Source organism: Streptomyces sp. NPDC021622 (assembly GCF_040640795.1).
Classification (GTDB): domain Bacteria; phylum Actinomycetota; class Actinomycetes; order Streptomycetales; family Streptomycetaceae; genus Streptomyces.
Genome location: NZ_JBFACK010000009.1, coordinates 54,292 through 72,754, shown reverse-complemented (window position 1 = coordinate 72,754; position 18,463 = coordinate 54,292). Strand labels below are relative to the sequence as shown.

At 69.5% G+C, this 18,463-nt stretch carries 18 protein-coding genes; 16 read left to right on the top strand and 2 right to left on the bottom strand.

Features of this window, described 5'->3' with window-relative positions:
• Nucleotides 1-22 precede the first annotated feature (22 nt).
• The 11 genes from AB0G47_RS19270 to AB0G47_RS19220 all read left to right on the top strand — a co-directional run bounded on the left by AB0G47_RS19270 (nt 23) and on the right by AB0G47_RS19220 (nt 11,933).
• Nucleotides 23-1,246: an oxygenase MpaB family protein gene (locus AB0G47_RS19270; protein ID WP_360771063.1), complete on the top strand. Its 1,224-nt coding sequence runs from the start codon at nt 23-25 to the stop codon at nt 1,244-1,246.
• Nucleotides 1,246-3,591, top strand: coding sequence for a molybdopterin cofactor-binding domain-containing protein (locus AB0G47_RS19265; RefSeq protein WP_360771060.1), 2,346 nt, complete (start codon nt 1,246-1,248; stop codon nt 3,589-3,591). Before AB0G47_RS19270 ends, AB0G47_RS19265 begins: the two co-directional genes overlap by 1 nt.
• Nucleotides 3,592-3,617: 26 nt before the next feature.
• Nucleotides 3,618-4,094 carry a (2Fe-2S)-binding protein gene (locus AB0G47_RS19260; RefSeq protein ID WP_360771057.1) on the top strand — a complete coding sequence of 159 codons (477 nt, stop codon included), beginning with the start codon at nt 3,618-3,620 and terminating at the stop codon, nt 4,092-4,094.
• An 80-nt stretch (nt 4,095-4,174) separates the two neighbouring features.
• A complete protein-coding gene (locus AB0G47_RS19255) occupies nt 4,175-4,801 on the top strand; it encodes a hypothetical protein (RefSeq protein WP_360771054.1) in 627 nt (208 codons plus the stop codon).
• 131 nt (nt 4,802-4,932) lie between these two features.
• Nucleotides 4,933-6,060 (top strand): LLM class flavin-dependent oxidoreductase, encoded by a 1,128-nt coding sequence (locus AB0G47_RS19250; RefSeq protein WP_360771051.1) that lies wholly within the window; start codon nt 4,933-4,935, stop codon nt 6,058-6,060.
• A gap of 38 nt (nt 6,061-6,098) precedes the next feature.
• Complete coding sequence (locus tag AB0G47_RS19245) at nt 6,099-7,097, top strand: alpha/beta hydrolase (RefSeq protein ID WP_360771048.1); 999 nt, start codon at nt 6,099-6,101, stop codon at nt 7,095-7,097.
• 81 nt (nt 7,098-7,178) lie between these two features.
• The gene (locus AB0G47_RS19240) at nt 7,179-8,594 is read left to right on the top strand and encodes a DUF6421 family protein (protein WP_360771046.1); all 1,416 of its coding nucleotides are present in this window, start codon (nt 7,179-7,181) and stop codon (nt 8,592-8,594) included.
• Nucleotides 8,595-8,620: 26 nt separating this feature from the next.
• Entirely contained in the window at nt 8,621-9,361 is a 741-nt protein-coding gene (locus AB0G47_RS19235; protein WP_360771043.1) for an SDR family NAD(P)-dependent oxidoreductase, read from the top strand.
• A 23-nt stretch (nt 9,362-9,384) separates the two neighbouring features.
• A complete protein-coding gene (locus tag AB0G47_RS19230) occupies nt 9,385-10,455 on the top strand; it encodes a low specificity L-threonine aldolase (RefSeq protein ID WP_360771040.1) in 1,071 nt (356 codons plus the stop codon).
• A 104-nt stretch (nt 10,456-10,559) separates the two neighbouring features.
• Nucleotides 10,560-11,153: a transglutaminase family protein gene (locus tag AB0G47_RS19225; RefSeq protein ID WP_360771037.1), complete on the top strand. Its 594-nt coding sequence runs from the start codon at nt 10,560-10,562 to the stop codon at nt 11,151-11,153.
• A gap of 93 nt (nt 11,154-11,246) precedes the next feature.
• Nucleotides 11,247-11,933 carry a phenylalanine--tRNA ligase beta subunit-related protein gene (locus tag AB0G47_RS19220; RefSeq protein WP_360771034.1) on the top strand — a complete coding sequence of 229 codons (687 nt, stop codon included), beginning with the start codon at nt 11,247-11,249 and terminating at the stop codon, nt 11,931-11,933.
• A gap of 5 nt (nt 11,934-11,938) precedes the next feature.
• On the opposite strand, the gene AB0G47_RS19215 is transcribed toward AB0G47_RS19220, so the two are convergent.
• Entirely contained in the window at nt 11,939-12,667 is a 729-nt protein-coding gene (locus tag AB0G47_RS19215) for a lysophospholipid acyltransferase family protein (protein WP_360771031.1), read from the bottom strand.
• 234 nt (nt 12,668-12,901) lie between these two features.
• Here AB0G47_RS19215 and AB0G47_RS19210 point away from each other — a divergent pair, with 234 nt between their 5' ends.
• From AB0G47_RS19210 to AB0G47_RS19195, 4 genes are all read left to right on the top strand, one after another.
• Nucleotides 12,902-13,195, top strand: coding sequence for a thioredoxin family protein (locus tag AB0G47_RS19210; protein ID WP_360771028.1), 294 nt, complete (start codon nt 12,902-12,904; stop codon nt 13,193-13,195).
• Nucleotides 13,196-13,433: 238 nt separating this feature from the next.
• Nucleotides 13,434-13,943, top strand: a complete 510-nt coding sequence (locus AB0G47_RS19205) for a flavin reductase family protein (protein WP_360771025.1) — start codon at nt 13,434-13,436, stop codon at nt 13,941-13,943.
• 230 nt (nt 13,944-14,173) lie between these two features.
• Nucleotides 14,174-14,959: an electron transfer flavoprotein subunit beta/FixA family protein gene (locus AB0G47_RS19200; RefSeq protein ID WP_360771022.1), complete on the top strand. Its 786-nt coding sequence runs from the start codon at nt 14,174-14,176 to the stop codon at nt 14,957-14,959.
• Between the two features lie 61 nt (nt 14,960-15,020).
• Complete coding sequence (locus AB0G47_RS19195) at nt 15,021-15,983, top strand: electron transfer flavoprotein subunit alpha/FixB family protein (RefSeq protein WP_360771019.1); 963 nt, start codon at nt 15,021-15,023, stop codon at nt 15,981-15,983.
• Between the two features lie 62 nt (nt 15,984-16,045).
• On the opposite strand, the gene AB0G47_RS19190 is transcribed toward AB0G47_RS19195, so the two are convergent.
• Nucleotides 16,046-16,942: an endonuclease/exonuclease/phosphatase family protein gene (locus AB0G47_RS19190; RefSeq protein WP_360771016.1), complete on the bottom strand. Its 897-nt coding sequence runs from the start codon at nt 16,940-16,942 to the stop codon at nt 16,046-16,048.
• A 208-nt stretch (nt 16,943-17,150) separates the two neighbouring features.
• Here AB0G47_RS19190 and AB0G47_RS19185 point away from each other — a divergent pair, with 208 nt between their 5' ends.
• Nucleotides 17,151-18,443 carry an aldolase/citrate lyase family protein gene (locus AB0G47_RS19185; RefSeq protein ID WP_360771013.1) on the top strand — a complete coding sequence of 431 codons (1,293 nt, stop codon included), beginning with the start codon at nt 17,151-17,153 and terminating at the stop codon, nt 18,441-18,443.
• The last annotated feature ends 20 nt before the right edge of the window (nt 18,444-18,463 follow it).

The window sequence follows — 18,463 nt, the reverse complement described above, 5'->3', positions numbered from 1 at the left end:
GCCTCAAGGAGGAGTTCCGAGCATGGATGAACTCAGCAGGCGCAAGATGCTGCTCACGGGCGGAGCCCTTGGCGCGGTCGGCGCGCTCGGCATGGCATCGCCGGCGAGCGCACGGTCCGCGTGGACCTGGGCGGCGAGCGGCTCGGTGGCGAAGGCGGGCGAAGGCGCCGACCCGCAGTGGGTGTGGGACGAGGAGGCCGACCAGATCCTTGGTGCCGTCCTCGACCGGGGCGACGTACCCAAGGTCAACGACCTGCTGCGGACCTGGACCCGCAACGACCAGCCCCTGCCCGACGGACTGCCCCGGGATCTGCGGCAGTTGATGGACAAGGCGCGCCAACTGCCCTCCTGGGCCGACCGGAAGAAGCTCGACACCGCCGCACAGTTCAGCACGACGAAAGGGATCTACGTCGGCGCCCTGTACGGGCTCGGCAGCGGTCTGATGAGCACCGCCATCCCCAGGGAGGCCCGCGCCGTCTACTACTCCAAGGGCGGCGCGGACATGAAGGACCGCATCGCCAAGACCGCGAAGCTCGGGTACGACATCGGGGACCTGGACGCCTACCAGCCCCAGGGTTCCATGATCGTGACCGCGGTGCGGACCCGGCTCGTGCACGCGGCGGTGCGCAACCTGCTGCCGAAGTCCCCGGGCTGGTCCCAGACCAGCGGAGGCCAGAAGATCCCCATCAGCCAGGCGGACCTGATGGTCACCTGGCACAGCCTGGCCACTCTCGTGATGCGCAAGCTGCTTGAGTGGAAGGTTCCGGTCTCCCGCGCCGAGTCCGAGGCCTATCTGCACGTGTGGCAGGTGACCGCGCACATGCTCGGCGTCCGCGACGAGTACATCCCGGCCACCTGGGAGGCGGCCGAGGCCCAGTCCAAGCAGCTCCTCGACCCCGTACTCGCCCGCTCGGACGAGGGCGTCAAGCTGACCGAGATGCTCCTCGACATCGTCGCCGAGCTCGACGCCGGTGTGTCACGGCCCCTGGTCAGCGCGTTCTCGCGGTACACGCTCGGGGACCGGATCGGCGACCTGATCGGTCTGTCCGAGGAACCGTTCTGGCAGCCGCTGATCTCGAAGTCCTGGCCGCTCCTTGTGGCCTTCCGGGAAAAGCTGATCCCGTTGCCCCTGGTCCCGCAGGCCGCCTGGGCCATGGAGGAAGCCCTCCGCAAGTTCGTCCTGCTCTTCCTGTCGGAGGGCAGGCCCATCCATCTGGAGATCCCTGACGCGAACCGATCGCACTGATGGAGCCGGAGCCGGAGCCGGAGCCAGTGTCGGAGTCGGAGTCGGAGTCGGAGTCAGTGTCGGAGTCCGGTACGTCCTCCGGGATCGGGCGGCGCCGCTTCCTCGGTTACGTGCTTGCCGCGCCGGCCCTGGTGACCGCTGCCCAACTCGCGCCTGCGCCGGGAGCCGTGGCCGGGATTCCGTCACCGGAGGTCACCGAACTTGTCGACCTCAACGACGTCATGACCGCGGCCGCCCTGCCGACCTCGAACCTGATCACGGTCGAGGTCGGCAGGGACGGCACCGTGTCGTTCGCACTGCCGCGGGCCGAGGTCGGCCAGGGCATCACGACGTCGACGGCCATGCTGATCGCCGAGGAGATGGACGTACCGCTCGACCGGGTACGGGTCTCGCTGGCCGACGCACGGCCGGAGCTGGTGTTCAACCAGCTCACCGGCGCGTCGAACACGACCATCTCGACCTACACCCCGATCCGGGTCGCAGCAGCCGTCGCCCGCGGCCGGCTGCTGCGAGCCGCGGCCGTCGAACTCGGCGCGGCGGTCCGCGACCTCACCCTGAAGGCCGGAGTGATCACCGGCGGCGCGGGCGGAAGGAGCATCGGCATCGGCGCGCTCTCCGAGAAGGCCGCGAGCGGCGAGCCGCAGCGGGTGTCCGTGGAGCTCAAGGAGCGCCGCGAGTTCACCGTCATCGGCACGCCACAGAACCGCATCGACGCGCTCGCCGCGGTCACCGGGCGCAAGAAGTTCGCGATGGACCTCGACGTACCGGACGCCAGGCCGACGATGGTGTGCCGTCCGCCGACCATCAACGGCAAGGTCCGCTCCGTGGCCAACCTCGCAGAGGTCCGGGCCATGCCGGGCGTCACCGATGTCGCGGCGGTCTCCACCGGTGTCGCGGTGCGTGCGGAGACCTTCGGTCAATGCATAGACGCCGTACGCGCCCTGCACGTGTCCTGGAATCCGGGCAGCGCGGAAGGCAAGTCCGACGAGACGGTGCTCAAGGAGCTGCGAGCCGCCGAACTGCCGCTCGGGCTTCCGCCGGTGACACCGTCCGTGGAGGCCACCTTCACCTTCCACTTCCGCAGCAACAGCGCGCTGGAGCCCAACTGTGCGATAGCCGACGTCCGTTCGGACCGCGCCGAGATCTGGTCGGGCCTGAAGGCGCCGATCGTCGCCAAGCAGGCCATCGCCGCCAGGCTCGGCCTGCCGCAGAGCGCGGTCACCGTCCACGTCACCGAAGGCGGCGGATCCTTCGGGCGGAAACTCTTCTTCGACGCCGCGCTGGAGGCCGCCGAGATCTCCCAGGAGTTCGGCAAGCCCGTCAAGCTCATGTGGCACCGCGCCGACGACGCCCGCCAAGGGCGCACCCACCCGATGGCCATCTCACGCGTACGCGCCGCCTACCTCGGCAAGACGGTGCTCAGCTACCGGCAGCGGCACACCAGCGTCTCCACGGACCTCGGGCACGGCCTCGGCGAGGTCTTCACCGCCCTGGCCGCGAAGCTGCCCGTGGGCGACATCGGCTTCTCCGAGACGTTCTTCCAGCTCTCCCAGTCGATGCCCTACGACTTCGGCGTCAACAGCCGGCTCCTCAGCGAGACCGACAAGGGCTTCAACACCGGCAGCATGCGCAATGTCTACTCGCCCGACGTCACCTGCGCCCGGGAACTCGTCGTCGACCGGCTCGCCGCGAAGACGGGCAAGGACCCCTTCGAGTTCCGCCGCGACCTCCTGCGCGACGACCGTGCCCGGGCGGCGCTCGACAAGGCCGCCGAGGTGGGGAAGTGGAGCCGGGCGATGCCGGAAGGCACCGCGCAGGGCATAGCCCTGCACACCGAATACCACTCCGTCAACGCGGTGTTGGTGGAGATCGACTGCCGGCCCGAGACCGTCGACCGCCCCATCCGTGACGGCGTGACAGGCCCGCGCGTCACCAAGGCCGTCATCGCCGTGGACGTCGGCCTCGCCGTCAACCCACGTGGCCTGGAAGCCCAGATGATGGGCTGCCTCATGGACGGCATCGCCCAGACCCTGACCTCCAGCCTGCATCTGCGCGACGGCTACTTCCTCGAAGCGAGCTGGGACAACTACTTCTACACCCGGCAGTGGAACACACCCCCCGAGCTGGAGATCATCGTCATGCCGACCACCACCGGGAAGCCGGGCGGGGCGGGGGAGTTGGGCGTCGCCGCGTCGATGGCGGCGGTCGCCTGCGCCTACGGCAGGGCGACCGGCACGATGCCGACCAGCTTCCCCATCAACCACGGCACGCTCTCCTTCGAGCCCAAGCCGACCGTCCCGCCGATCCCCCAGTCCCCGTCCGACGGCCGGGACCACGCCCGCTGAAACATCCGCCGAAGCAAGGAGATCCCGTGCCTGAGCACAGCTTCCGCCTCAACGGCGAGCAGGTCACCGTCGACGTCGCCGACGACGTACGGCTGCTGTGGGTGCTGCGCGACATCCTCGGCGTGACCGGCCCGAAGTACGGCTGCGGCATCAACGTCTGCAAGGCCTGCACAAGCCACCTCAACGGCAAGGCCGCCAACCCCTGCGCGATCCCTGTGAAAGATCTACGGCCGACCGACGAGATCACCACCATCGAGGGCCTCCCGGCCACGGTGGGCGCGGACCTGCACCCGATGCAACAGGCCTGGCTCGACCAGGACGTGGCCCAGTGCGGCTACTGCCAGCCCGGCCAGATCATGGCAGCGGTCGCCCTGGTCAAACGTGTCGCAGAGGAAGGCCGCCGGATCACCGACGCCGACCTCGACGGCATCCGCAACATCTGCCGCTGCGGCACGTACGTCCGCATCCGCGACGCGGTCAAGGCCGGCGCCGAGAACATGTGAGGGTCAGCCGACGGTGACGGCGCTCGATCTGTTGACAGTAATAACTGTCGCATGCGTCTCCCGACAGTTAAAGTTGTCGCATGGATGAAGCGGCAGGGATCCCGACCCCCGACAAGTGCGACGAGAACTTCTGGGCCACCGTCATGACGCTGATGGAGCCCGCCTGGAGCGAGCCCACCGAGGACGACACGTTCACCATGGACGACCGGGTCCTCGACGCGGTCCGCGCGCTGGCCGAACGGATTTCGACGCGTGCGCTGGCCTATCGCACCGCCGGCAAGTACTTCGACCCCGCGCTGATGGCCTCGCCCGATGTGCAACTGGCGCTGCTGCGGGCGCTGTACGAGGCAAAGCAGTCCGTCGACCGGCTGGCGGAGAGCGCCGCCACCGTCGCCGGCCGCAGCGGGGCGAACTATGCCCAGCTGGGCGCGGCCTGGGGTGGCATCAAACGTCAGTCCGCCCGACTCAAGTGGCCCCACGCGGTGGTCAAGAAGTCCGCCGGCGAGTCCATCCCGCTCCGCTACGCGGGCGGTTCCGCCGTGGTTCACCACGACCCGGATGTCGACGCCTGGTGGTACAGCGCCACCGCCGCGGACCAGCGGGAAGAGGAGTCCGAGGCCGTCCACGGCACCTATGCCGAGGCAATCGCGGCGGCGACAGAGTTCCTCCTGGCGCACGCCTTGCCTGCCGGGCAGGAGTCCGCGTGACGACCTGAACGGTCGTCCCAGAGCTTTCCCGTGCGTACGGGGCCCTTGCTTCCTCGCTATCTGACGACTAGTCATATAGCTAATCGAAACAAGGGCTCCGCCGCTACGGCGCTCAACTCCCTGGAGGGCAAGTGAAGTTCTCCGTCATATTCGAAGCGCAGCTCGCCGACCCCACCGTCGAGCGCGAGCATCAACTCTTCCGTGACAGCGTCGAACAGGCCGTGCTGGCCGAGCAGATGGGGTTCGACCGCATCTGGGCCGTCGAGCACCACTCCCTCAAGTGGTACGCGCACATGAGCGCCCCGGAGATCTTCCTGACCTGGGTCGCCGCGCGCACCAGCACCATCCGGATCGGGCACGGCGTGGTCTGCATGCCGTTCAACTTCAACCACCCGGCGCGGGTCGCCGAGCGTGCCGCCATGCTCGATCTGCTCTCCGGCGGGCGGCTCGACCTCGGGGCGGGGCGCGGTGGCACCCTGCAGGAGACCTCGCTGTGCGGCGTCGACAAGGAACGTACGACGCAGGAGGTCGAGGAGGCGCTGCGGATCATCGGGAAGGCTTGGGAGAGTGAGGAGTTGGAGCATCACGGCGAGTTGCTCGACATCGATCCGCATCCGATCCTGCCCCGGCCGAAGCAGACCCCGCACCCGCCGCTCTTCCTCGCCTGCAGCAGGACCGAGACCCTGAAGCAGGCCGCCGACCTCGGCATCGGCGCCCTGGTGATGGGCTTCGCCGGGCCCGACTCGATCGCCGAGATGCGGGCCGCCTACGACGCGGCGATCGCGGACCGCGGCGATGAGCGCTTTGTGTCGAGCGTCGTCAACGACCACTTCTCCGTTCTCTGTCCGACGATCGTGCTCGACGACCGGGACACCGCGCGGAGCGTCGGCATCCGGGGGCAGCGGTTCTTCGCGCAGTCCATCGGGCACTGGTACGGCGGCGCGGGCATCCCCGACGAGGCCGTGGTCGAAGGGGCCGACGAGGCGGCCGCGATGCGCGAGGCCGCCGAGCAGGTCGTCGCGCGGCTGCACGAGCACAACATCCCGGTGCGGCCCACCTCCACGGCCACGTTCAATGCCGATCATGCGTATGGGACCGCCGACGACGCCATCGCCTATGTGGAGCGGCTCCGCGACGCGGGCGCCGACGAGATCATGTGCCTCGTGCAGATGGGCACCGTCCCGCAGGAGGCCTGCATGGAGACGCTGCGGCAGTGGGGCGAGAAGGTCATCCCGTACTTCCGGGCCCAGGAGGTCTGAGCGTGGGAGCGGAGAGCGCACGCCCAGGAAATCTGAGCATGCGAGCGGACAGCGATCGCCTCACCCCCGAGGCGCGGCCCCTCGTCGACGCGCTGAGCGCGGTCTTCCCCGACCTCGGCGGCACTGTCACCGACGCGGTCGAGGCCCGTCGCATCCTCGCCGCGACACCGTCCACGGGCAAGGCCCCACCGCCCGTGGGCGCCGTGGAGGACCGGACCGTCCCGGGGCCTGCCGGCGCCCCCGACCTGCCCGTACGCGTCTACCGGCCCGAGGGGGCCGGCCGCCACCGGCCCACCGTCGTCTTCTTCCACGGCGGGGGCTACACGATCTGCGGGCTCGACACCCACGACGCCACGGCCCGCCGACTGTGCGCGGAGTCCGGCGCCGTCGTGGTCTCCGTCGCGTACCGCCTCGCCCCCGAGGACCGCTTCCCGGCGGCCGCCGAAGACGCGTACGCCGCCCTGTGCTGGGCCGCGGCCGAGGCCGGGGCGGGCGGGCTCGGCGGTGATCCCGGTGCGGTCGTGACGGCGGGGGACAGCAGCGGCGGCGGCCTCGCCACCGTCGCGGCCCTGATGGCGCGCGACCGCTCGGGCCCCGCCGTGGCGCTCCAGGTACTGATCTACCCGGTCCTCGACGCGGGGCAGGACAGCGCCTCGTACACGTCGAACGCGAGCGGCTACTTCCTCACGGCGGCGCACATGCGCTGGTTCTGGGAGCAGTACCTCGGCCCGGACGGCGACGGCAGGCATCCCTACGCATCGCCCCTGCGGGCCGGGCTCGCCGCGCTGCCGCCCGCGCACATCGTCACCGCGGGCTGCGATCCGCTGTGCGACGAGGGCCGGGCGTACGCGGCCCGGCTGCGCTCGGCGGGGGTGGCGGTGACCGAGGGGCACCATCCGGGGATGTTCCACGGATTCCTGGGCTTCCCGCAGCTTCTGGGGGAGGCGCGGTCGGCGCTGGCGGATGTGGCAGAAGCGGTCGCCCTGACAGTGTCGGACGGGAAAAACAGCGGTGATGTCGGGGGTAACACAGGATAATTTCCCGAGCCTCCCCTTGTGGTGGAGAACCTCGCCCGCATACGGTGTCCATACGCGAGGTTCTCCCGTGGAGGTTGACAAGTGACGGAAATTCTTGTGCAGAAGGCGACGGAAGGGGCTGTTCCTTCCGCGAGTGGGGGTGGCCCCACGGGAAGGGTTGTGGAGCACCCGGCTTGGCCGATGCTCAAGGACTCCGTGGAGGAGATCCGGCCGTGGCAGTCCGCCGACGGCTCGATCGACTTCGACGCGGAGGGCGCACCGGCGAAGTCCGTGGCCGAGCTCGCCGTCGACCGCGTGATATCCGCGATCGACCAGCTCGCCCCGCTGCTTCCGCATGACGCCGCTTACCACCAGGCGCTGGTCAAGGACCTGCGGCGCTGGGCGGACGACGGCTTCAAGGTGCCGGACTTCCTCGACTCGCTGCTTGCCTTCCAGCCCGCAGCGCACCGCGAGGACGGCCTGCAGCACCTCGTGGTCTTCCCCATGTACACGCAGAACGGCAACCCGGACCGCAATCTCGAGGCGGTCGTGCTGCGCATGGTCTGGCCCGACTGGCTGGCCGAGCTCGAGCGCACGCGCTACGACAACCCGCTGTTCTGCGGCATCACCTTCGAGGACTTCACCGCCGGGTACGACACGAACTCGGCCGTGCTCTTCCCGGAGACCATCGCCGTGCGCGAGGCCCCCGAGCGCTTCAGCTGGGGCGGCATCTTCTGTGACCGCGAGGCGGCCCGCTTCCGCCGCGTCACCGAGGCCTCCGTCGACATCCTCGGGCTCGAACTGCCCGACGACATCCGCGAGATGATCGGCGACCAGGACCGCTGCCAGCAGGCATTCGTCCTGTGGGACATGGTCCACGACCGCACCCACAGCCACGGCGACCTGCCCTTCGACCCCTTCATGATCAAGCAGCGCCAGCCGTTCTGGATGTACGGACTCGAGGAGCTGCGCTGCGACCTCACCGCCTTCAAGGAGGCCGTGAAGCTGGAGGCCGAGGGCGTCCCGCAGGCCCGTGACGTGCAGTACGCCGTCCTCTTCGACCGGATGTTCCGCTTCCCGGTCACCGGCGACCGCGTCAAGAACTACGACGGGCTCGGCGGCCAGCTGCTCTTCGCGTACCTGCACAAGCACGACGTCGTCCGCTGGACGGACAACAAGCTCAAGATCGACTGGGAGCGTGCGCCGCAGGTCACCAACCAGCTGTGCGCCGAGATCGAGGAGCTCTACCGCGCGGGCATCGACCGCCCCAAGCTGGTGCACTGGTTCGCCGCGTACGACCTGGTGTCCCAGTACCTCGCCCCGCACCCGGGATCGCGCTGGGCCAAGGGCCCGGACGCCCTGGACACGCAGCTGCCGCCCCGGAAACTGGTCGACGAGGTGCTTCCCGACGAGTTTCCGCTCAGCATGTTCTATGAGGCGCTCTCCAAGAAGCTCAAGCATGTGATCGCCTCCACCAAGGGGATCACCGCGGCGGGCGCCGAGCAGGTCGCCGCGTGAGCGGCCGCACCAAGGAGGCGAGGACGATGTCCGCACTCGATGGAGCCGTGGTCGCGGTCGCGGGGGCAGCAGGGCCTGCGGGCCGTGCCACGCTGCTGAGGCTGGCCGAGGCCGGAGCCACGGTCGTGGCGTCCGACGCCGACGCGGCGCGCCTTGCGGAGGCCGTGGACGCCGCGCGGTACGCGCACGGCGGGGCCACCGTCATAGGCGACACGGTCGACCTCTTGGACCTCGACGCGACCCGAGAGTGGGCCAGGCGCACCGAGAAGGAGTTCGGGCGGATCGACGGCCTGGTGCACCTCGTCGGCGGCTGGCGCGGCAGCGCCACCTTCGCCGAGACCGACCTCGCCGACTGGGACCTGCTCGAAAAGCTCCTGATCCGTACGGTGCAGCACACCTCCCTGGCCTTCCAGGACGGCCTGCAGCGCAGCGACCGCGGCCGCTACCTCCTGATCAGCGCGGCCGGCGCCTCCAAGCCCACGGCCGGCAACGCGGCGTACGCGGCGTCGAAGGCCGCGGCCGAGGCCTGGACCCTCGCCCTCGGCGACGCCTTCCGCAAGGCGGGGGCCGAGCAGGGCCTGACGTCGGCGGCTGCCATCCTGGTGGTCAAGGCGCTGGTGCACGACGCGATGCGCGCGGAGCGGCCCAACGCGAAGTTCGCGGGCTTCACGGACGTCAAGGAGCTGGCCGAGGCCATCGCCGGCGTCTGGGAGCGGCCCGCCGGGGAAGTGAACGGAAACCGCCTGTGGCTGACCGAGAAGCCGTGACCGCTCGCGACACGCGTGAAGCTGTGAACCCTCCGAAGACCGACGCACGCCGTCATCACGACCCGGACGTAAGGGGTTTCGCGAGCGACAACTACGCGGGCGCCCACCCGGAGGTCCTCGCCGCCATCGCCCTTGCCAACGGCGGTCACCAGATCGCGTACGGCGAGGACGACTACACGGCCAACCTCCAGCAGGTGATCCGCGGCCACTTCGGCCCCACCGCCGAGGCGTTCCCGGTCTTCAACGGCACGGGTGCCAACGTCGTCGCGCTCCAGGCGATCACCGACCGCTGGGGCGCGGTGATCTGCGCCGAGTCCGCGCACATCAACGTGGACGAGGGCGGCGCTCCCGAGCGCATGGGCGGCCTGAAGCTGCTCACGGTGCCCACGCCCGACGGCAAGCTCACCCCCGAGCTGATCGACAAGCAGGCGTTCGGCTGGGACGACGAGCACCGCGCGATGCCGCAGGTCGTCTCGATCGCGCAGAACACCGAACTGGGCACGCTCTACACGGTGGACGAGATCCGCGCCATCTGCGACCACGCGCACAAGCTCGGCATGAAGGTGCACCTCGACGGCTCGCGGATAGCCAACGCGGCGGCCGCGCTCGACGTCCCGATGCGGACGTTCACGAACGCGGTCGGCGTGGACATCCTGTCCCTGGGCGGCACGAAGAACGGCGCTCTGTTCGGCGAGGCCGTCGTGGTCATCAATCAGGACGCCGTCAGCCACATGAAGCATCTGCGCAAGATGTCCATGCAGCTCGCCTCCAAGATGCGCTTCGTTTCAGTGCAGTTGGAGGCCCTGCTCGCCAAGGACCTGTGGCTGCGCAACGCCCGGCACGCGAACGAGATGGCGCAGCGCCTGGCCGAGGGCGTGCGCGCCGTGCACGGCGTGGAGATCCTCTACCCGGTGCAGGCCAACGCGGTCTTCGCACGGCTGCCGCACGACGTCAGCGAGCGGCTGCAGAAGCAGTACCGCTTCTACTTCTGGGACGAGGCGGCGGGCGACGTCCGCTGGATGTGCGCCTTCGACACCCGCGAGGAGGACGTCGACGGGTTCGTAGCGGCGCTCAAGGAGGAGATGGCGAGGTAGCACCTCGCGGACTCTGGCTCGCGCACTCCGGATATCTGCATAGGTATGCGATCGACCGTAAAAGCATTGACTCGCGGTCGGTCGCATTTCTATGCTCCCGGATCATGCAGCTGATCCAGGAAATCCCTGACCTGTCCGCTTACTTGGCCGCCGACGAGGTCATCGACCATCATCATCCGGTCGTACGCGAGACCGCCGCACGCCTCGCCGGGCAGGCCGCCGATTCATACGCATACGCTCGCGCGGCCTTCGAGTACGTGCGCGACACCATCCCGCACTCCGCCGACAGCGGCGATCTGCGCGTGACCTGGCGCGCCTCCGACGTCCTGGAGCAGGGCACGGGCATCTGCCATGCCAAGGCGCACGCGCTGGCCGCGCTGCTGCGCGCCGAGGACATCCCCACCGCGCTCTGCTATCAGCGCCTCGCGTACGACGCGGGCACGGGGTACTGCGTGCACGGCCTGGTCGCCGTCCGCTTCCAGGGCGCCTGGCATCGGCAGGACTGCCGGGGGAACAGGCCCGGCGTCGACGCCCAGTTCTCGCTCGGCGCCGAGAGGCTCGCCTTCGTACCGGAAGCGGAGTCCACTGAGATGGACTATCCAGTACTCTATGCTGCACCACATGCGACGGTCCTGCGCATCCTGCAGAGCGCCCCGGACCGGCCGTACCTGTGGGAGAACCTTCCCGACGCACTCTGAACAGCCGAACAGCCGAACAGCCGAACAGCCGAACAGCCGAACAGCCGAACAGCCGCACCGCGGCACCGCAGCACTCCGAACGCAAGGCAGCCGATGACCTTCCAGATCACCGTGACCGACGAAGTCCGCGCCCTCGCTCCCGACTTCACCCACGTCGCCATCGAGGCGTACGGACTCACCAACGGGCCGAGCAGCGACGAGACCTCGGCACTTCTCGACGAGGCCGCACGTCGGCTCGCCGAGCGGCTCGGCGGCCGTGCCCCGCACGAGGACCCGCACATGGCGGCCTGGCGCGCGGCGTACACGGCCTTCGGCGCGAAGCCGTCCCGGACCCGCAACTCCGCCGAGGCACTGGCCAAGCGGGCCCTCGCCGACGGCGGGCTGCCGCGGATCAACACCCTGGTGGACGTCTACAACGCGATCAGCGTCGCCCATCTCATCCCGGTCGGTGGCGAGGACCTGGACCACATCAAGGGTGGCATGCGACTGGTACGGGCCACCGGCGCCGAGGACTTCGTGACCATGGCCGCGGGGGAGCAGGCGGTCGAGCATCCCGACGCGGGCGAGGTCGTCTGGTGCGACGACGAGGGCGTCACCTGCCGCCGCTGGAACTGGCGCCAGGGCCCGCGCACCCGCCTCACGGAGGAGTCGGTCAACGCCATCTTCCTCCTGGAGGGGATGGGGCCGGGCTCCGGAGTCGAGGCGGCCGGTGCCGAACTGGCCGAGCTGCTCGAGAAGTTCAGCCCCGGCGCGCGGCTGACCGTCCACGCGCCGGAGTAATCGATTCAGCTCGCCTCGGCGGCCTTCACCTCGGCGGGAGTCGGCGCGGTGCCGCCGAGGTGCGCCGGCATCCACCAGGTGTCGTCCGGGCCCTTGGGGCGTACGGGATAGGCGCGCTGCGCGGCTTCGAGGAGCTCCTGGCAGCGCTCGCGCAGACGCCGTGTGATCGCACCCGCGAACTGGTCCTTCGGCGCCTCGACCGGCTCGCCCACCCGGATCGTGATCGGGATGTGGCTGCGCTTGAAGTTGCGCGGGTGGCCCTTGGTCCACAGCCGCTGGGTGCCCCACAGGGCCATCGGGATCAGCGGGACCCCGGCCTCCTGCGCCATGCGTGCCGCGCCCGACTTGAAGGACTTCAGCGTGAACGACTGCGAGATCGTCGCCTCGGGGAAGACCCCGACGATCTCCCCGGCGCGCAGCGAGTCGAGCGCGTGCTGGTAGGCCGCCTCACCCTGCTTGCGGTCGACGGGGATGTGCTTCATGCCGCGCATCAGCGGACCGGAGATCTTGTGCCGGAACACCGACTCCTTGGCCATGAAGCGCACGAGCCGCTTCTGCGGCAGGGCGGCGAGACCGTCGAAGATGAAGTCCAGGTAGCTGATGTGGTTGCTGACCAGCACCGCGCCGCCGGTGCGAGGGATGTTCTCCGACCCCTTGCAGTCGATCTTCAGGTCCCATGCCTTGAAAAGGGTTTTCGCGGCACCGATGACCGGAGGGTAGACAAGCTCTGCCATGGGTGGGGAGGGCCCTTCGTTTCTGCCTTGGGAGGGGGTTCCCGGCGGGAAGTTACGCAGCCGTAGGTTTTTCGGCGTTGCGCAGATCGTGCCCCAAGAACGGACGGCTGGCCACCCATCGTGCCCCGCGGACGCGAGATTCTCGTCACGTTCGCAAGCTTTCGGAATCTTTTCGGGCGCGCGAACGCTGAAGTCGCAGACAGTCGGATCATGGCGGAATGGCGGGAGAGCTAAGTGCGCGAGCTGGTCGGTGGACTGGGGGAACGAGCCACCCTCGTGCAGTTCTCCAGCGCCTTCTGCCAGCCCTGCAGAGCAACGCGCCGCGTCCTCGCGGAAGTGGCCGAAATGGTCCCCGGTGTCCGCCATGTGGAGATCGACGCCGAGGCGGAACTGGATCTCGTACGAGAACTGCGCATCCTCAAGACGCCGACGGTCCTGGTGCTCGACGCGCACGGGGACATCGTGCTGCGCAGGTCCGGGCAGCCGCGCAAGGCCGATGTGATCGCCGCGCTCGGCAAGGCACTGTGAGGCGATGTGCGGGGGAGGGGAGTCGTGATGACGCACGGTCAGGGCGTCACGAGGGGTCTTTCACATCGCGAAACGGACTTGACTGCACCCGGCACCTATCGTCAGCCTGCTTCCATGCCTCCGGAGCTCCTTCTCTACGAGCGCGTCCACCTGGACCTCGCACGTCATGCGAGTGCGCGCTGTCCGGGCTGCTGAGCAGCCACGGAACCGCTCGTACCTCCGGCAGAAGGACAGCTCCATGACGGCCACGCCCGATCTCCGTACGCCCCAACTCGCCTCGCCCGACCTGCTGCGCTCTGTCTTCCGTCGGCATGCGGCGGGCGTCGCGGTGATCACCGCCCAGGGCCCCGCAGGCCCGGTCGGCTTCACCGCCACCTCGCTCGTCTCGGTCTCCGCCGAGCCTCCGATGCTCTCGTTCGGCATCGGCACGGGCGCCTCAAGCTGGCCCGCGATCTCCGAGGCCGAACACGTCGGCGTCCACATACTCGGCGAGCACCAGCTGGAGCTCGCCACGACCTTCGCGCGCAGCGGCGCCGACCGCTTCGGCGCGCCCACGCGCTGGTACGAGGGGCCTGAAGGCGTCCCCGTGCTCGACGGCACGCTGGCTTGGCTTGTCTGCCGCGTCGCCGCACGGGTGCCCGCGGGTGACCACCGCATCGTCCTCGCGGAAGCGGTCGTGGGGGACCCTGCGGGCGTGGGGCGGCCGCTGCTCTACCACCAGGGTCGCTTCAACGTGCTGCGCGACTGAGAGTTCCCGAATGCCCCGCTGTGTGCCTGATTACAGAGCGTTGGGAAGGTCACAGTTCAAAGCGCTTGCTTAGTGGGAATGTTCTGGGTGTACTGACGAGTAATATTCCGGTCGGAGCGCGGGCCGCCCCGACCGGGATCCGCCGCTCCAGGCGCCTATGCTGCCTGCAAGAAGGCAGTGGCCAGAGCAAGGCAGCAGCCCAGTAAAGACGATGCAGTAGGAGAGCCGGCGTGAGCTTGAGGATCGTTGTCACCGTGAAGTACGTGCCCGACGCCACTGGCGACCGGCACTTCGCCGATGACTTGACCGTGGACCGGGACGATGTCGATGGTCTGCTGTCGGAGCTCGATGAGTACGCGGTGGAGCAGGCGCTGCAGATCGCGGACGAGGCGGACGACGCGGAGATCACCGTGTTGACGGTGGGTCCGGAGGACGCGAAGGACGCGCTGCGCAAGGCGTTGTCGATGGGTGCGGACAAGGCGATCCATGTGGAGGACGAGGACCTGCACGGCAGCGACATCATCGGTACGTCGCTGGTCCTTGCCAAGGCGATCGAGAAGGCCGGCTACGACCTGGTGATCTCCGGTATGGCCTCCACGGACGGCACGGCGGGTGTGGTGCCGGCGCTGCTGGCCGAGCGTCTGGGTGTGCCGCAGGTGACGCTGCTGTCCGAGGTCACGGTCGCCGATGGTGTGGTCAAGGGCCGCCGGGACGGCGACAGCGCCTCGGAGCAGTTGGAGGCGTCGTTGCCGGCGGTGGTGTCGGTGACCGACCAGTCGGGCGAGGCGCGCTACCCCTCGTTCAAGGGGATCATGGCGGCGAAGAAGAAGCCGGTCGAGTCCTGGGACCTCTCCGACCTGGACATCGAGGCCGAGGAAGTGGGCCTGGAGGGCGCGTTCACCACGGTCGACTCGGCGACCGAGCGTCCGGCCCGCACGGCGGGCACGATCGTCAAGGACGAGGGCGAGGGCGGCAAGCAGCTGGCCGAGTTCCTCGCGGGCCAGAAGTTCATCTAAAGGCCTGCCGAACCCGTCAAACCGCCCTACTTCCCTTGTAATCGCAGGAGATTGAAGTCCCATGGCTGAAGTTCTCGTCTATGTCGACCACGTGGACGGTGCCGTCCGCAAGCCCACCCTGGAGCTTTTGACGCTGGCCCGCCGCATCGGCGAGCCGGTCGCCCTCGCGCTGGGCAACGGTGCCGCCGAGACCGCCGCCACGCTGGCCGAGCACGGCGCGGTGAAGGTCCTGACCGCCGATGCGCCGGAGTTCGCCGACTACCTGGTGGTGCCGAAGGTCGACGCCCTGCAGGCCGCCTACACGGCCGTCTCCCCGGCCGCCGTGCTGGTGCCCTCCTCCGCGGAGGGCAAGGAGATCGCCGCGCGTCTGGCGGTGCGGATCAAGTCCGGCATCATCACCGACGCCGTCGACCTCGAAGCGGGCGAGGAGGGGCCGGTGGCCACGCAGGCCGCGTTCGCCGCCTCCTACTCCACCAAGTCCCGTGTCACCACCGGCACCCCGGTCATCACGGTCAAGCCCAACAGCGCGGCCGTGGAGCCGGCCCCGGCCGCGGGCGCCGTCGAGGCCCTGAGCGTGTCGTTCTCCGAGCAGGCCACCGGCACCAAGGTCGTCGCGCGCACGCCGCGTGAGTCGACGGGGCGTCCGGAGCTGACCGAGGCCGCGATCGTGGTCTCCGGCGGCCGTGGCGTCAACGGCGCCGAGAACTTCCACATCATCGAGGCCCTGGCCGACTCGCTGGGTGCGGCGGTGGGTGCCTCGCGTGCCGCGGTGGACGCGGGCTGGTATCCGCACTCCAACCAGGTCGGTCAGACCGGCAAGAGTGTCTCGCCGCAGCTGTACATCGCCTCGGGTATCTCGGGTGCGATCCAGCACCGGGCCGGTATGCAGACCTCGAAGACGATCGTGGCGATCAACAAGGACGCCGAGGCCCCGATCTTCGACCTCGTCGACTACGGCGTGGTCGGCGACCTCTTCGACGTCGTCCCCGCCCTCACCGAAGAGGTCAAGACCCGCAAGGGCTGACCTCGATCGACTGAACACGAGGCCCCCGTCCGCGCCCCGCGCGATGGCGGGGGCCTCGTGCGTCACAGCGTCAGACTCGCCTGCACCGGCAGGTGATCGCTCGGGAACTGTCCGTCGAGGGCGAACGTGTTGATCGTCGCCGAGTGGCCCCGGACCCCCGGTGTCGCCAGGATCCAGTCGATGCGGTCGCCGTCCGGGGTGAGCGGCTTGTAGCCGTGGAACGTGGCGTACGCCCTGCTGCGCTCGTCCGCCGCGTCCCAGGTGTCGACGAGACCGGCGCCCAACATCGTGTCGTAGACCGGATTCTTGTGGGCGGCCACATTGAAGTCGCCCGTCACGAGGATCGGCAGGGACCGGTCGAGGCGGCCGATGCGTTCGGAAATCAAACTCGCGGCACGCGTGCGTGCGTACTGACTGGCGTTGTCGAGGTGGGTGTTGAGCACGTACAGCTCGGTGTCGGTGCGCAGGTCGTGGAAGCGGACCCAGGTGACCATGCGGATGGAGCCGCCGCCCCAGGTGTTGGAGCCGATGACGTCCGGGGTGTCCGAGAGCCAGTAGTGGTCGTACTCGACCGGGGCGAGCCTGCGGGTGTCGTAGTAGACCGTCATGAACTCGTCGCGGCTGCCGCCCGCGCGGCCGGTGCCGATCCAGTCGTAGTGCGGGCCCAGGTCGGCGGCGATGTCGCGCACCTGCTGGTAGAGGCCTTCCTGGGTGCCGATGACATGCGGGCGCGCGCGGCGCAGCAGCTCCCGGGTCACCGGACGGCGGTCGGCCCAGGTGTTGGGCGGCGTGGTGCTCGCGTAGCGGAGGTTGAACGACATGACCTCCAGACGGCGTCCTGCACGCTCCACCGCGTGCGCGGGGGACGCGGCGAGCGCCGTGGTGAACAGGGGGACCGCCGCGGCGGCGAGTACGGTCTGCAGGCCGAGGCGGCGGGTCACTCGGGAGTCGTGCGGCACGCGGTCTCCTTCGGTGGGTGGCGGTCAGCATGGGGTGCGCGCGGGGAAGTGCGGAAGCAGGATCTGAGACAGGAGTGAACGGCCGCGGTCCGGCAGACGAGAGGGTGTTGACCAGCGGGAAGGTCGACGGATAACTTCGCCATACGGATTGTTGATTCCGTGGAGCGGAAATGCCGGGCGCGGCGCCGAGCGTGTGGAGGATGCAGGAATGGGTCAGCAAGAGCAGGTGGCAACGAGCCTCGCCGGTGCGGTCAGCGAGGGCATCAGCGCTTCCCTCGCCCCGGTGGACGCGGAGCTCGAGCGCGCCTACCCCGGAGACCCAGGCACCCGCCAGCCCGTCCACACCGTGTACGTCCCGGGCGAGGCCTTCGCCGCCGACACCATCCGCAGCTGGGGCGACCAGGCCCTGGCCGCGCTCGACGAGCACGCCCCTGACGCGGCGTCCTTCGCGGCCGTACTCGGCCTGACCGACGATCTCGCCGAGCCGGTCTACAGCCGCGTGCGCGCCAAGCTGGAGCGCGAGCCCATCGAGGACCTGCGCGTCGACTTCGAGGACGGCTACAAGGGCAAGGACGAGGACCAGGACGCGGCCCGCGCCGCCCGCCTGGTGGCCGAGGCCTACAAGAACGGCACGGCGGCCCCGTACATGGGCATCCGTATGAAGTGCATGGAAGCGGCTGTCCGCGACCGTGGCATCCGTACCCTCGACATCTTTCTCTCCGGTCTCATGGAGGCCGGCGGTCTCCCCGACGGTCTCGTCCTGACCCTGCCCAAGGTGACGTACCCCGAGCAGGTCACCGCCATGGTGCGCCTTCTGGAGGAGTTCGAGAAGGCACGCGGCCTGGAGTCGGGTCGGATCGGCTTCGAGATCCAGATCGAGACCAGCCAGTCCATCCTCGCCACCGACGGCACCGCTGCCGTCGCCCGGATGATCCAGGCCGCCGATGGCCGCGCCACCGGCCTGCACTACGGCACGTTCGACTACAGCGCCTGCCTCGGCGTCAGCGCCGCCTACCAGGCCAGCGACCACCCGGCCGCCGACCACGCCAAGGCGGTCATGCAGGTTGCCGCGGCAGGCACCGGCGTACGCGTCTCCGACGGCTCCACCAACGTGCTGCCGGTCGGCTCGACCGCGAACGTGCACGAGGCGTGGCGGCTGCACTTCGGCCTCACCCGGCGCGCCCTGGCCCGCGCCTACTACCAGGGCTGGGACATGCACCCGGGCCACATCCCGACGCGGTACGCGGCCGTGATCGCGTTCTACCGCGAGGGCTTCGAGCGGGCCGCCGCGCGCCTTTCCGCCTACGCGGGGCATCACGAGGGCGGCGCGGTCGCGGACGAGCCCGCCACCGCGAAGGCGCTCGCCGGCTACCTGCTCCGCGGCCTGGACTGCGGCGCCCTCGACGCCGGCGAGGTCACCCGCGGCACCGGCCTCACGCTGGCAGGCCTGCAGTCCTTCGCGGGCCCCCGCCGCGGCGACCTCACGGCCAACGCCAAGTAACTCCGGCACGCGCTGTCACC

Bases quoted from the DNA above. Each gene is read 5' to 3' on its own strand.
- AB0G47_RS19215 (WP_360771031.1), bottom strand. From the start codon at position 12,667: ATGGCAGAGCTTGTCTACCCTCCGGTCATCGGTGCCGCGAAAACCCTT.
- AB0G47_RS19245 (WP_360771048.1), top strand. From the start codon at position 6,099: ATGCGAGCGGACAGCGATCGCCTCACCCCCGAGGCGCGGCCCCTCGTC.
- AB0G47_RS19205 (WP_360771025.1), top strand. From the start codon at position 13,434: ATGACGGCCACGCCCGATCTCCGTACGCCCCAACTCGCCTCGCCCGAC.
- AB0G47_RS19255 (WP_360771054.1), top strand. From the start codon at position 4,175: ATGGATGAAGCGGCAGGGATCCCGACCCCCGACAAGTGCGACGAGAAC.
- AB0G47_RS19220 (WP_360771034.1), top strand. From the start codon at position 11,247: ATGACCTTCCAGATCACCGTGACCGACGAAGTCCGCGCCCTCGCTCCC.
- AB0G47_RS19270 (WP_360771063.1), top strand. From the start codon at position 23: ATGGATGAACTCAGCAGGCGCAAGATGCTGCTCACGGGCGGAGCCCTT.
- AB0G47_RS19235 (WP_360771043.1), top strand. From the start codon at position 8,621: ATGTCCGCACTCGATGGAGCCGTGGTCGCGGTCGCGGGGGCAGCAGGG.
- AB0G47_RS19265 (WP_360771060.1), top strand. From the start codon at position 1,246: ATGGAGCCGGAGCCGGAGCCGGAGCCAGTGTCGGAGTCGGAGTCGGAG.
- AB0G47_RS19185 (WP_360771013.1), top strand. From the start codon at position 17,151: ATGGGTCAGCAAGAGCAGGTGGCAACGAGCCTCGCCGGTGCGGTCAGC.
- AB0G47_RS19225 (WP_360771037.1), top strand. From the start codon at position 10,560: ATGCAGCTGATCCAGGAAATCCCTGACCTGTCCGCTTACTTGGCCGCC.
- AB0G47_RS19195 (WP_360771019.1), top strand. From the start codon at position 15,021: ATGGCTGAAGTTCTCGTCTATGTCGACCACGTGGACGGTGCCGTCCGC.